Here is a 12843-nt window from a genome sequence, read left to right on the forward strand (position 1 = left end):
GCACTATGGCACATCGCGAGGAGGCGGCCCCGGGCCCCGTGGCGTCCTCACCCGACACCACTGCCGGTGACCCCCGCCGCCCGCCCGGCGCGCGGTCGGGCGCCGTGCTGCTCATCGGCACGCTCACCTCGAACGTCCTCTCCTACGCGTTCTTCGCGGTCCTCAGCCGCACCCTGAGCGGTGACGACCTCGGGGCGGTGGGCTCGCTCGTCAACCTCTCCGTGCTCGCCGGGGTGCCGGCCCTCGGCCTCCAGCTCGTCGCGGCGCGTCTCGTGTCGCGAGCGATGTCCGGCGACGCCGCTGACGGGGGTCGGCTCGGCCCCGGGCCGGACGCGGAGGCGGCGGCCTCGGCGATCCACGGGGTGATGCGTGCCTCCGCGGCGCTCGGACTGCTCACGGCGGTCGCCGTCGCCGCGCTCTCGCCCGTGCTGGCGCACCTGCTCCACCTCAGCCCGCTCACAGTGGTCGTCGTCGGCGCCGCCATGCTGCCGACCGCGGTCGTCTTCGCAGCGCAGGGCGCCCTCCAGGGGAGCGAGCGCTTCGTGCGACTCGCGGTGGTCCTCGCAGCCGCGGGGGTGGCGAAGTTCGCGGCGGCCTGGCTCGTGACCCGCTCCGGCGGCGGCGTCGGCACGGTCATCACCCTCTTCGCGCTCGGCTGGGTGGTCGTGGCCGGCCTCGCCCTCGCCCTGCTCCCGCGCGGCGGGCGGCCGCTCGCGGCACTGCTGGTGTCGGGACGCCACCCCGAGCGGCCCCGGCACCTCGCGCGCCTCGTCGCGGCGGCCGTCGTGCCGACCTCGGGGCTGCTCTTCCTCTCGAGCCTCGATGTCCTGCTGGCCCGCCACCACCTCGCACCCGAGGCGTCCGGCGCCTACACCGTGGGGGCCCTCTTCGAGAAGGCGGCGTTCTGGGGTCTCGGCTTCCTCGCGACCCTCTTCTATCCGGCGATGGCCCAGCGGTCCCGACGCCGAGCCGCGCTGCTGCGGGCACTCGCCGTGACGGCCGGGGCCGGCACGATCGGCGTGGCGCTCACGGCGCTGCTCGGCACCTGGCTCGTCACCCTCGTCGGCGGCCCGGCCTACGCCGCGCTCGGGCCCGGGCTCTGGCGCTTCACCGCCCTCGGGGTGTGCCTCGCGCTCGTCCAGGTCATCGCGTATGCCGGGGTGGCCGCGGCCACCACCCGGATGGGGCTCGCGATGTGGGTGGCGGGTGGCCTGGCGGTGGCGCTGGTGTCCGGCCACCACGCCGACGTGGACGCGGTGGTCGACGTCATGCTCGGCGTCGCGGTGGCGCTCGTCGTCGTCGGCCTCGTCATCGAGCGGCGGTCGCTGCTCGACCCGGGTGAGGCCAGAGGCGAGGACGGGCCCACCTCGGTCAGTGAGCGGCGTCGTGCCAGGAACGACCCACGCCGACGTTGACATCGAGGGGCACGTCCATCTCGGCGGCATGCCCCATCTCGTGGCGCACGAGGGCCTCGACGTCGGCGCGCTCGCCCGGGGCGATCTCGAGGACGAGCTCGTCGTGGACCTGGAGCAGGACGCGCGACCGGGCACCCGAGGAGACGAGGCCGCGGTCGACGTTGATCATCGCGACCTTCATGATGTCGGCGGCCGAGCCCTGGATCGGCGCGTTGAGCGCCATCCGCTCGGCAGTCTCGCGGCGCTGCCGGTTGTCCGAGGTGAGGTCGGGCAGGTAGCGCCGCCGGCCGAACATCGTCGCGGTCCAACCGGTGCCACGGGCCTCTGCGACGACCTCCTTGAGGTAGTCGCTCACACCGCCGAAGCGCTCGAAGTAGCCCTCCATGAGGCCCCGGGCCTCCTCGGTGCTGATCGTCAGCTGCTTGCTCAGGCCGAAGGCCGACAGGCCGTAGGCCAGGCCGTAGGACATCGCCTTGACCTTGGAGCGCATGGCCGGCGTGACGTCCTCGGGCGCGACGCCGAAGACCTTGGAGCCCACGTAGCGGTGGAGGTCCTCGCCCGTGCGGAAGGCCTCGATGAGACCGGCATCGCCGGAGAGGTGGGCCATGACGCGCATCTCGATCTGCGAGTAGTCGGCCGACATCAGCGCCTCGTAGCCGTCACCCACGACGAAGAGCTCGCGGATGCGGCGCCCCTCCTCGGTGCGGATCGGGACGTTCTGGAGGTTGGGGTCGGTCGAGCTGAGACGGCCGGTCGCGGCGATGGTCTGGAGATAGGTCGTGTGGATGCGACCGTCGTCGGCGACCGACTTCTGCAGCCCTTCGACGGTGACCCGCAGCCGCGCCGCGTCGCGGTGGCGCAGCAGCGCCTCGAGGAAAGGGTGCCCGGTCTTGGTGAAGAGGTCCGAGAGCGCGTCCGCGTCGGTCGTCCACCCGGTCTTGGTCTTCTTCGTCTTGGGCATGCCGAGCTGGCCGAAGAGCACCTCCTGGAGCTGCTTGGGCGAGCCGAGGTTGATCCGCTCGCCACCGATGGCGTCCCAGGCGTCCTCCTGGGCCTGGGCGACCTTGGCGGCGAAGTCCTGCTCGAGGTCGTCGAGGCCCTCGACGTCGACCGCGATGCCGGTGCGCTCCATGCGGGCGAGCACGCCGATGAGCGGCAGCTCCACGTCGGCGAGCAGCTCCGAGCCGCCGGTCGCGGCGACCTGCTCGTCGAGCACGACGGCGAGGTCACGCACTGCCGTCGCGCGCACCATCTCCTTCTGCGCCGCGACCTCGTCGGCGTCGCCGCCGAAGTCGAGCATGCCCTGGCCGTCGGCGGGCGCCGCTCCGGAGAGCTCGCGGTGCAGCTGGCGCAGCACGAGATCGTCGAGGTGGTAGGTGCGCTGGTCGGGCTTGACGAGGTATGCCGCGAGCTGCGTGTCGCTCGTCAGCCCGGCGAGCGACCAGCCCCGTGAGGCGAGGGCCTCGATCGGCCCCTTCGCGTCGTGCATGGCCTTGGGTCGCTCCGCGTCCTCGAGCCAGGCTCCGACGGCCTGCTCGCCCTCGGGGGTCAGGGCCGTGAGGTCGACCCAGGCGGCGGCGCCGTCGGGGGCGGCGATCGCCAGGGCGGTCGGGTCACCGACACCCCGGGCCCACGTGCCGGCCACGGACAGGCCGGCGCGCTCGCCGGACGGCAGGTGCTCGGCGATCCAGCCGGCCACGGCGGTGGCGTCGAGGACCGTGCCGTCGATGTCGAAACCGGACTCGGCCTCGGGCTCGCTCGCCTCCACCTCGGCGAAGAGCCGGTCTCGAAGGACCCGGAACTCGAGGCGGTCGAAGACCTCGTGCACCTCCTCGCGGCTCCACTGGGCGCGTTCGAGGTCGTCGACGGTGACGCCGACCGGGCTGTCCGTGACGAGCTGGTTGAGCCTGCGGTTGCGCAGCACCTGGTCGAGGTGGGCACGCAGCGACTCCCCCGCCTTGCCCTTGATCTGGTCGACGCTCGCGACGATGCCCTCGAGGTCGCCGAACTGCGTGATCCACTTCGCGGCGGTCTTGGGGCCGACGCCCGGCACGCCCGGGAGGTTGTCGGAGGACTCTCCGACCATCGCCGCGAGGTCGCTGTAGCGCTGCGGCGGCACACCGTACTTCTCCTCGACCTGAGCCGGACCCATGCGCCACACCTCGGAGACGCCGCGCACCGGGTAGAGGATCGTGACGTTGTCGGAGACGAGCTGGAAGGTGTCGCGGTCGCCCGAGCAGATGAGCACCTCGACACCCTTGGCGTCGGCGTCGGTCGCGATGGTGGCGATGATGTCGTCGGCCTCGTAGCCCTCGAGCTCGACGAAGCGGATGCGCAGGGCGTCGAGGACCTCCTTGACGAGCGGCAGCTGGCCGGAGAACTCGTCGGGCGTGCGCGCACGACCCGCCTTGTACTCGGCGTACTGCTCGGTGCGGAACGTCTGGCGGGACTTGTCGAAGGCCACGACGACGTGCGTCGGCTGCTCGTCACGAAGCATGTTGATGAGCATGGAGGTGAAGCCGTAGACGGCGTTGGTGTGCTGCCCCGTGCTCGTCGAGAAGTTCTCGGCGGGGAGCGCGAAGAACGCCCGGTAGGCCAGCGAGTGTCCGTCGAGGAGGAGTAGTCGGCTCACACGCGCAGCCTAGTGCGAGCCACCGACGGCCCTGTCGGGCCATGGCCCGGCATAGCATCGCCGACATGACCGACGCACCGCAGACCACCGGAACCGCCCACCTCGACGACCTGGGGCTCCAGCTCGAGGGCACCCTCATCGAGCGGATGGGCATCGAGGTGCTCGAGGCGACGCCGGAGCGGCTCGTCGCGACGATGCCGGTCGAGGGCAACACCCAGCCCTACGGGCTGCTGCACGGCGGGGCCAGTGTCGTGCTCGCCGAGACCCTCGGGTCCATCGGCGCCGGCCTGCACGCCGGTCCGGGCCGCATCGCGGTCGGGCTCGACATCAACGCCACGCACCACCGGGCGGCGCGCTCCGGTGTCGTGACGGGCACGGCGACGCTCCTCAGCGCCGGCCGCACCCTCGTCAGCTACGACATCGTCGTGACCGACGACACCGGTCGGCGCACGTGCACGTCGCGCATCACCTGCCTGCTCCGCGAGGCGGTGCCCGGCGCCTGAGCCGAGGCCCTCAGCCGGCCACCTGCGGCGGCTGGTGGCGGCGCCGCAGGCGCAGGTCGCGACGGCGCGCCATCACCTGGTCGATGGCGACCCGGGTCGGGCGCGGCTCCCCCGCGAGCTTGCGCTGCAGCGTCGCGGACGAGGTGACCCTGCGGACCGTCTCCGGCACGAAGCCGAGGCGGGCGAAGAAGCGGTTGGCGTCGCGGTCCTGGGCGGGCACGAGGCTCGCGACGTGCTCGGCACCCTGCCGGTCGGCATACCGCGACGCGGCGGCGAGCAGCACGCGGCCCACCCCGAGGCGTCGGTGCTCGGGATCGACGTAGAGCATGTCGATCGACACGCACGGGGAGTCGACGAGCAGGCTGCGGGTCGAGTCCGACAGCACGAGATAGCCCGCCGGGCGGTTGTCGACAAAGGCGATGAACGCAGCAACATCGTTGCGCTGCAAGGCATTTCGCAGCGTGCCGTCGAGAGCTAGTCGCTGCGCGGCCTCGGGTGTGGTGCCGACCTCGATGCGATGAGTGATCCACAGCTCGATGAAGGGCGAGTGCAGGCTCTCATCGACGCGCTGCACGGTGGCGATCGAGCGACCCATGATCCCTCCATTCTGGCCCCGAGGTCACCCGCCCGAGACTACGGGTATCACCGGCCCGGGCGGAAGGCACCCCCTGAGCCTGTGGACGGCGGACGGGGCGCCGCGACCACGTGGTCGCGACGCCCCGTCAGCTGCCGTCCGTATGCCGTCCGGCCGGCACCCGCTGGTGAGCGCCGTCAGACGTCTCCACCGAGGTAGGCGGCCTTGACCGAGGGGTCGTTGGCCAGCTCCTTGCCGGTGCCCTCGCGCACGATCTCGCCGGTCTCGAGGATGTAGGCACGGTGCGACCGCTTGAGCGCCTGGGCGGCGTTCTGCTCGACGAGCAGCACCGTCGTGCCCTGGCTGTTGATCTCCGTGACGATGTCGAAGATCTGCTGGATGAGCTTCGGCGCCAGGCCCATCGACGGCTCGTCGAGGAGGAGGAGCTTGGGCTTGGCCATGAGGGCGCGCCCCATGGCGAGCATCTGCTGCTCGCCACCGGACATCGACCCCGCGGCCTGGTTGACCCGCTCCTTGAGCCTGGGGAAGAGCTCGAAGACCCGCTCGAGGTCGTCCTTGACGGCCTTGCTCTTGCGGTCCGGACGGGCGTAGGTGCCCATCTCGAGGTTCTCCATCACCGTCATCCCGACGAAGCAGCCACGACCCTCGGGTGACTGCGAGATGCCGAGCACCGGACGCTCGTAGGACGGCAGGTCGGTGATGTCCTTGCCGTCGAACGTCACGGTGCCGGCGCGCACCGGCCGCAGCCCGGAGATCGTCTTCATCGTCGTCGTCTTGCCGGCACCGTTGGCCCCGATGAGGGTGACGATCTCACCCTGGTCGACCGTGAAGGAGATGTCGCGGATCGCCTCGATGCGCCCGTAGTTGACACACAGTCCCTTGACCTCAAGAAGCATCTTCTTCATCAACTCCCAGGTAGGCGGCGATGACCGCCGGGTTGTCGCGGATCTCCGCGGGACTGCCCTCGGCGATCTTGCGCCCGAACTCGAGCACGACGATCCGGTCGGTGACGCCCATGACGAGCTTCATGTCGTGCTCGATGAGCAGGACGGTGTAGCCCTGGTCGCGGATGGTGCGGATGAGCTCCATCAGCTTGACCTTCTCGGCCGGGTTGAAGCCGGCCGCCGGCTCGTCGAGGCAGAGCAGCTGAGGGCTCGTGGCGAGGGCTCGAGCGATCTCGAGCCGCCGCTGGTCGCCGTAGGGGAGGTTGCGAGCCAGCTCGTCGGCCTTGCCGTCGAGGCCCATGAACTCGAGCAGCTCCATGGCGCGCGCCCGGCCCTGCTCCTCCTCGCGGCGGTGCTTCGGCAGGCGGAACATCGCCGTGACGACACCAGTCGTGTGGTGCGCGTCGACACCGACGAGGACGTTCTCGAGCGCCGTCATGTTGGCGAAGAGACGGATGTTCTGGAATGTGCGCGCGATGCCCAGCTTGGTGATCTGGAACTTGTGGCGCTTGCCCAGTGGCTTGCCGAGGTAGCGCACCACCCCCGAGGTGGGCTGGTAGACGCCGGTCATGACGTTGAAGCACGTCGTCTTGCCGGCACCGTTGGGCCCGATGAGGCCGAGGATCTCGCCCTTGTTGATGTGAAAGCTCACCTCGTTGAGGGCGACGACACCACCGAAGCGCAGCGTCACGGTGTCGACCTCGAGGAGCCGCTCGCCCTCGGCGACGACGGGCACCCCGATGTCCTCGGGGGCGATGTCGACGTCGGGGTTGATCTCGGTGACCTCGTCGACCGGCGTCGTGGCCGGCGTCGAGGGGCGCGATGCGGGTGTGGGCGTGGTCGGCTCGGCGCCGACCGGTTCTGGGTTCGTCGGCTCAGGCACCGGCTTCTCCTTCCTCGAGAACGTGCTGTCTGGCGTCCGCTCGTTTGGCCCGCAGCGTGCGCCGCGGTGGGAGGAGGCCCTGCGGACGGAAGATCGCGAGGAGCATCAGCGCCAGGCCGAAGACGAGCACGCGGAAGTCGGCGAACTCGCGGAACCGCTCGGGGAAGTAGCTGACGACGATCGCGCCGAGGATGACGCCCCACCGGTTGCCCTGACCACCGACGACGACGGCCGCGAGGAAGAGGATCGACAGGAGCAGCTCGAAGCTCTGCGGGTTGATGAAGCCCGACTTGCCCGCGAAAAGCGCTCCCGACAGACCGCCGATGGCGGCACCGAGTGCGAAGGCGAGCAGCTTGAAGCGGAAGGTCGGCACGCCCATGAGCTCGGCGGCGTCCTCGTCCTCTCGCGTGGCCTCCCACGCGCGACCCACCCGGCTGTTCTTGACGAGGATGTCGAAGACGAGGACGAGTGCGATGACGACGAGCGCGAGCCAGTAGTACGGGATGAAGTCACTGATCCCGAACTTGAGGAACGTCGTCGTCGTGCCGAGGTCGACGACGGGCACCCCGGTGCTCCAGTCGATGCTCGGCACCTCGAAGAGCTCGATGCCAGGCGGCCTTGGGATGTTGGAGATGCCCTGGGCGCCGCCCAGCCACTGCGAGTTGACGAGTGTCAACCGGACGATCTCGCCGAAGCCCAGCGTCACGATGGCGAGGTAGTCGCCGCGCACGCGCAGGGTCGGGGCACCGAGCAGGATGCCCGACACCATGGCGACGGCGATGGCGACCGGGACGCACCACAGCCACGGCAGCGAGCCGTGCTGCGAGCTGAGGACACCCACGGTGTAGGCGCCCACGGCGTAGAAGCCGACGTATCCGAGGTCGAGCAGGCCGGCATACCCGACGACGATGTTGAGTCCGAGCGCCACGAGCACGTACGTCGACACGGTGAAGAGCACTCCACCGAAGTCGGAGTCCGGCGTCGTGATGAACGGGATGTTGAGCAGCGGCAGCGCGAAGAGGAAGAGCGCGAAGAGGATCCAGAGCACGACCTTGATCGGCAGCGGGAGGTCCGCGATGCGCTCGTTGAGGTTGGGCCGGTCCTTCTTCTTCTGCGTGACGTTCGTGGTGGTCGTCATGCGCGGGCCTTTCCGAGGGACTCACCGAGCAGGCCGGTGGGTCGGAACAGCAGGATCACGATGAGCAGGACGAAGGCGACGACGTCCTTCCACTCGGTGCCGACGATGGCGGAGCCGTAGTTCTCGGCGAGACCGAGCACGAAGCCACCGAGCAGCGCACCGCGCAGGTTGCCGATGCCACCGAGGACGGCGGCGGTGAAGGCCTTGACGCCGAGGAGGAACCCGGCGTCGTAGCGGGTGATGCCGATGCGCAGGAGGTAGAACACGGCAGCCGCGCCGGCCATGACGCCACCGACGAGGAACGTGACCTGGATGACCCGGTCACGGTTGACACCCATGAGGGCTGCAGCCTCGGGGTCCTGGGCGACCGCTCGGATGCCGCGCCCGAGGCGGGAGCGCTTCACGAACTGGTCGAGGATCACCATGATGGTGATGGCGCCGACGATGACGAAGATGTCGACGTTGGTGACGGCGTAGCCGCCGATCGTGAAGACCGGTTCCTTGGCCACGATGTCGGGCAGGCCCACGGCATTGCGCGAGTTGCGGACGTACGCCCTGAGGTTGTCCTCGAGGCCCACCCAGGCGACGATCTTCTCGCGCAGGCCCATGATCTCCGCGAGGACGAATGAGGCACCGATGGCGGAGATGAGCGCGATGAGGGGTGGGGCGTTGCGTTTGCGGAGCGGGCGATAGGCGAAGCGCTCGAGGAGCACCGCGATCAGACCCGACATCGTCATGGCTGCGACGAACATCATGGCGATCCAGAAGATCACCTGGCCGGTGCCGCCGCCGGCCTTGCCGCCGAGGAACATCACGACCCAGAGGGCGGCGAAGGTGCCGTACATGAAGACTTCGGAGTGCGCGAAGTTGATGAGTCGCAGCACGCCGTAGACGAGGGTGTAGCCGAGAGCGACGAGGGCGTAGACGGCACCGAGCGTGAGGCCCGTGATCGTCAACGCCCAGAAGTTGTCGATGAGGAACTGCATCCAAGACCTCCTGCGGGCCGGGGAGCGAGATGAGACCGAGTACCGCTGCCCGTCAACCGGCCGGGGGCGGTCGGAGCCTGGGCTCCGACCGCCCCCGGAGTGACGGTGAATCCTTACTTGATCTCGCCGACGGAGACGATCTTGCCGCCCTCGACCTTGTAAGCGAAGACCTTGACGTCGGTCACTTCGCCCTTGGCGTCGAACTTCAGCTGCTTCGTCACGCCCGGCTTGTCGTAGGCCTTGACGAAGTCGACCATCGTCGCGCGGTCCTTTCCGGCGGCGATGCCGTCGAGCAGGATGGTCGCGGAGTCGTAGCCCTCACCCGAGTAGGTGTTGGGGTCCTCGTTGAACTTCGCCTTGTAGGCCGCCTGGAAGTCGGGGGCCACATCGGCCGGGACGCACGGGCAGGTGATGACGGTGCCCTCGGCAGCCGCCTGCGCGTTGTCGATGAACGACTGGTCCTTGACACCGTCGGCGACGACGAAGGTGCCCTTCCACCCGGCGTCACGCAGCTGCTTGATGAGCGGCGCGGCCTCGGGCGAGTAGCCGCCGAAGAAGAGCGCGTCGGCACCGGAGGCCGTCACCTTCGTGACGGAGGCGCCGAAGTCGGTCTGCTTCTGCTGGATGGTGTCGTTGCCGACGACCGTGGAGCCGAGGTCCTGACGGACGATGTCGGCCAGGCCCTTGCCGTACTCGGACGCGTCGTCGATGACGAAGACCTTCGTCGCCTTGACGGTGTCCTTGATGTACTTCGCGGCGGCGGGACCCTGGGTCGCGTCGTTGCCGAGCACGCGGAAGAAGGTCTTCCAGCCGTTCTCGGCGAGAGCCGGGTTGGTGGCCGACGGCGTGATGTGGACCAGACCGGCCTCGGCGAAGGCGGGGTTGGCGGCCTTGGACTCGCCCGAGAAGGCCGGACCGACGATGCCGACGACCTTCTTGTCGTCGATGGCCTTCTTGGCCAGGGCGGGAGCCTGCGTCGGGTCACCCTGCGAGTCGTAGTTCTCGAGCGTGACCTTGCAGTCCGGGTGCTTCTTGTTGTAGTCGTCGAGGGCGAGGTTCACGCCGTTCTGGATATAGATGCCCAGGTTGGCGTTGGGGCCGGTGAGGGCACCGAACATGCCGATCTTGTAGTCGCCACAGGCCGCGGCGCCACCGCTGGCGGCCGGCGTGTTCGAGGTGCCGCCCGTCGTGCCACAGGCACCGAGGGCAAGGGCTGCGACCGCGAGCGGCACAGCGAACTTGAGGGTAGAACGCACGGATGTCCTCCTGATGTCACACATCCCCCAGTCGAGGGCTGAGACGAAGGCTAGGCCCAGAGTCTGGATCTGGTCATTAGAAACTCGCGATGAGTGACCGTGTCGTGACCTGTGGCGCCGAACGATTTGCGGCGCATTGCGCTCAGGACGACGGGAACCCGTTGATGACGGCCTCGGCGACCTCTTTCATGCCGAGGCGCCGATCCATCGCCGTCTTCTGGATCCACCGGAAGGCGTCGGCCTCGCTCAGCTTGAGCTGGGTCATGAGCACGCCCTTGGCGCGGTCGACGAGCTTGCGGGTCTCGAGGCGCTCACCGAGGTCGGCGATCTCGGCCTCGAGCGCCTTGAGCTCCTGCCAGCGCGAGGTCGCGATGTCGATGGCGGGGCGCAGGTCGTCGGCCGTGAAGGGCTTGACGATGTAGGCCATGACGCCGGCGTCACGGGCGCGCTCGACGAGCTCGGTCTGCGAGAAGGCGGTGAGCATGATGACGGGGCACAGCTTGGACTCGTGGAGCTGCTCGGCCGCCGAGAGGCCGTCGAGCACGGGCATCTTGACGTCCATGATGACGAGGTCGGGCTTGACCTCCTTGGCGAGCTCGACCGCCTGCTCGCCGTTGCTGGCCTGACCCACGACGTCGTAGCCCTGCTCCCCCAGCATCTCGACGAGGTCGAGGCGGATGAGGGCCTCGTCCTCGGCGACGAGGATGCGAGTGCCGCCGGTCGCTGCGGCGGCGGGCGTCTCGGCGGGCTGGGGGGTCGTGCTCTCGTCTGTGCTCACGGGCAAAGCCTATCCGGGGTGAGGTTTCGGGGGCATTTCGCAGCAGTGACACGTGAGGACGCGTGCCGAGGGCGGGACTCGAACCCGCACGACCTTTCGGTCAGAGCATTTTGAGTGCCCCGTGTCTGCCATTCCACCACCCCGGCGGGAGTGCCGGGCCAGCATAGCCGGGGTCGGTGGCCTGCTCGTCGACCGGTCAGCCGGTGACCTCTTCGGGCCGGTACGCGGGGGCCGTGCCGTCGACCGCGTCCCCGACGCGGTGCACCCGCAGGGCGTTCGTCGACCCGGGGATGCCGGGGGGCGAGCCGGCGACAATGACGACGCGCTCACCCTTGGCCACCCTGCCCTCGGGGATGAGGTTGAGGTCGACCTGCATGGCGAACTGGTCGGTGTGCTGCATCCGGGGCACGAGGTAGGTCTCGACGCCCCACACGAGCGCGAGGCGTGAACGCACCCGGGGGTCTGAGGTGAAGGCGAGCATCGGCAGCCACGGACGCAGGCGCGCCATGCGGGTGGCCGAGCCGCCCGTCTCGGTGAAGATGATGAGGAACTTCGCCCCGACGGTCTCACCGATCTGGACGGCCGCCCTCGTGACCGCGCCGCCGACGGTCTTGGGACTCGAGGGCATCGGCTCGATCTTGTCGAAGCCGTTCTGCTCCGTGCTCGAGATGATGCGGGCCATCGTGCGGACGGACTCGATGGGCCACGCGCCGACCGACGTCTCGCCCGAGAGCATGAGCGCGTCGGCGCCGTCGAGCACGGCGTTCGCGGCGTCGGAGGCCTCGGCGCGCGTCGGGCGTGGGTTCTCGATCATCGACTCGAGCACCTGGGTCGCGACGATGACCGGCTTGGCCTCGCGGCGGGCGAGCTCGATGGCACGCTTCTGCACGAGCGGCACGTCCTCGAGGGGCATCTCGACGCCGAGGTCGCCACGGGCGACCATGATGCCGTCGAAGGCCGCGACGATCTCCTCGAGGTTGTCGACCGCCTGCGGCTTCTCGATCTTGGCGATGACGGGCAGGCGCATGCCGAACTCGTCCATGATCTCGTGGACGTCGGTGATGTCGTCGGCCGAGCGGACGAAGGACAGCGCGATCATGTCGACGCCGAGTCGCATCGCGAAGCGCAGGTCGTCGCGGTCCTTGTCCGACAGGGCGGGCACGCTCACCGCGACGCCCGGCAGGTTGATGCCCTTGTTGTTGGACACGACCCCGGGCACGACGCACTCGGTGAGGACGTCGGTGTCGCTCACCTCGATGGCGCGCAGCATGACCTTGCCGTCGTCGATGAGCAGCGAGTCGCCGGGGCTGACGTCACCCGGCAGGCCGGCATACGTCGTGCCGACGACCGTGTCGTCGCCCTCGACCTCACGCGTCGTGATCGTGAAGCGCTGACCGACCCGGAGCGTGACCGGGCCCGACGCGAAGCGGCCGGTCCGGATCTTCGGACCCTGCAGGTCGACGAGGATGCCGACGGCGCGGCCGGAGGCGTCGCTCGCGGCGCGCACGTCGCGGCAGACCTGGTCGTGCACCGAGTGGTCACCGTGCGAGAGGTTGAGGCGGGCGACGTCCATGCCCGCCAGCACGAGGGCGTGGAGCTGCTCGGGGGACGACGTCTTGGGGCCGATGGTGCAGACGATCTTGGCGCGGCGCATACCTCAACCTTAGGGGTGCTGTGACGTGGGTCACCGGGCGGGTTCGCCCTGTGGTCAGC

At 69.6% G+C, this 12843-nt stretch carries 11 protein-coding genes and 1 tRNA gene; 2 read left to right on the forward strand and 10 right to left on the reverse strand.

The features are described 5' to 3' along the window. Window positions 1-5: 5 nt before the first annotated feature. Window positions 6-1415: a lipopolysaccharide biosynthesis protein gene (locus tag FBY41_RS17975; protein WP_185749144.1), complete on the forward strand. Its 1410-nt coding sequence runs from the start codon at window positions 6-8 to the stop codon at window positions 1413-1415. On the opposite strand, the gene polA is transcribed toward FBY41_RS17975, so the two are convergent. Beyond that, the gene (polA, locus tag FBY41_RS17980; protein WP_141845629.1) at window positions 1372-4047 is read right to left on the reverse strand and encodes a DNA polymerase I; all 2676 of its coding nucleotides are present in this window, start codon (window positions 4045-4047) and stop codon (window positions 1372-1374) included. The two genes, FBY41_RS17975 and polA, sit on opposite strands and share 44 nt — an antisense overlap. A gap of 65 nt (window positions 4048-4112) precedes the next feature. Between polA and FBY41_RS17985 the strand changes: the two genes are divergently transcribed. Beyond that, window positions 4113-4550 carry a PaaI family thioesterase gene (locus FBY41_RS17985; protein WP_141845630.1) on the forward strand — a complete coding sequence of 146 codons (438 nt, stop codon included), beginning with the start codon at window positions 4113-4115 and terminating at the stop codon, window positions 4548-4550. Between the two features lie 10 nt (window positions 4551-4560). Here the strand turns inward: FBY41_RS17985 and FBY41_RS17990 are convergent, their stop codons facing one another. The 9 genes from FBY41_RS17990 to pyk form a co-directional block, all read right to left on the reverse strand. Beyond that, window positions 4561-5145 (reverse strand): GNAT family N-acetyltransferase, encoded by a 585-nt coding sequence (locus FBY41_RS17990; RefSeq protein ID WP_141845631.1) that lies wholly within the window; start codon window positions 5143-5145, stop codon window positions 4561-4563. Window positions 5146-5321: 176 nt separating this feature from the next. Next, a complete protein-coding gene (locus FBY41_RS17995) occupies window positions 5322-6041 on the reverse strand; it encodes an ABC transporter ATP-binding protein (protein ID WP_141846293.1) in 720 nt (239 codons plus the stop codon). Further along, a complete protein-coding gene (locus tag FBY41_RS18000) occupies window positions 6031-6972 on the reverse strand; it encodes an ABC transporter ATP-binding protein (RefSeq protein WP_141845632.1) in 942 nt (313 codons plus the stop codon). The genes FBY41_RS17995 and FBY41_RS18000 overlap by 11 nt, the downstream gene beginning before the upstream one ends. Continuing rightward, complete coding sequence (locus FBY41_RS18005) at window positions 6965-8110, reverse strand: branched-chain amino acid ABC transporter permease (protein ID WP_141845633.1); 1146 nt, start codon at window positions 8108-8110, stop codon at window positions 6965-6967. The genes FBY41_RS18000 and FBY41_RS18005 overlap by 8 nt, the downstream gene beginning before the upstream one ends. After that, on the reverse strand, window positions 8107-9096 hold the full coding sequence (locus FBY41_RS18010) for a branched-chain amino acid ABC transporter permease (protein WP_141845634.1): 990 nt from the start codon (window positions 9094-9096) through the stop codon (window positions 8107-8109). The genes FBY41_RS18005 and FBY41_RS18010 overlap by 4 nt, the downstream gene beginning before the upstream one ends. A gap of 113 nt (window positions 9097-9209) precedes the next feature. Beyond that, a complete protein-coding gene (locus FBY41_RS18015) occupies window positions 9210-10352 on the reverse strand; it encodes a branched-chain amino acid ABC transporter substrate-binding protein (protein ID WP_260439880.1) in 1143 nt (380 codons plus the stop codon). Between the two features lie 142 nt (window positions 10353-10494). Beyond that, a complete protein-coding gene (locus tag FBY41_RS18020; protein ID WP_375869886.1) occupies window positions 10495-11130 on the reverse strand; it encodes an ANTAR domain-containing response regulator in 636 nt (211 codons plus the stop codon). A gap of 63 nt (window positions 11131-11193) precedes the next feature. Beyond that, window positions 11194-11276 (reverse strand) — tRNA-Leu (locus FBY41_RS18025). A 50-nt stretch (window positions 11277-11326) separates the two neighbouring features. After that, the gene (gene pyk / locus FBY41_RS18030; protein WP_141845635.1) at window positions 11327-12784 is read right to left on the reverse strand and encodes a pyruvate kinase; all 1458 of its coding nucleotides are present in this window, start codon (window positions 12782-12784) and stop codon (window positions 11327-11329) included. Between the last annotated feature and the right edge of the window lie 59 nt (window positions 12785-12843).

It is taken from the genome of Humibacillus xanthopallidus (assembly GCF_006716675.1).
Classification (GTDB): Bacteria; Actinomycetota; Actinomycetes; order Actinomycetales; family Dermatophilaceae; genus Humibacillus; species Humibacillus xanthopallidus_B.

Bases quoted from the DNA above. Each gene is read 5' to 3' on its own strand.
- FBY41_RS17975 (WP_185749144.1), top strand. From the start codon at position 6: ATGGCACATCGCGAGGAGGCGGCCCCGGGCCCCGTGGCGTCCTCACCC.
- FBY41_RS17985 (WP_141845630.1), top strand. From the start codon at position 4,113: ATGACCGACGCACCGCAGACCACCGGAACCGCCCACCTCGACGACCTG.
- FBY41_RS17990 (WP_141845631.1), bottom strand. From the start codon at position 5,145: ATGGGTCGCTCGATCGCCACCGTGCAGCGCGTCGATGAGAGCCTGCAC.
- FBY41_RS17995 (WP_141846293.1), bottom strand. From the start codon at position 6,041: ATGCTTCTTGAGGTCAAGGGACTGTGTGTCAACTACGGGCGCATCGAG.
- FBY41_RS18005 (WP_141845633.1), bottom strand. From the start codon at position 8,110: ATGACGACCACCACGAACGTCACGCAGAAGAAGAAGGACCGGCCCAAC.
- FBY41_RS18010 (WP_141845634.1), bottom strand. From the start codon at position 9,096: ATGCAGTTCCTCATCGACAACTTCTGGGCGTTGACGATCACGGGCCTC.
- pyk (WP_141845635.1), bottom strand. From the start codon at position 12,784: ATGCGCCGCGCCAAGATCGTCTGCACCATCGGCCCCAAGACGTCGTCC.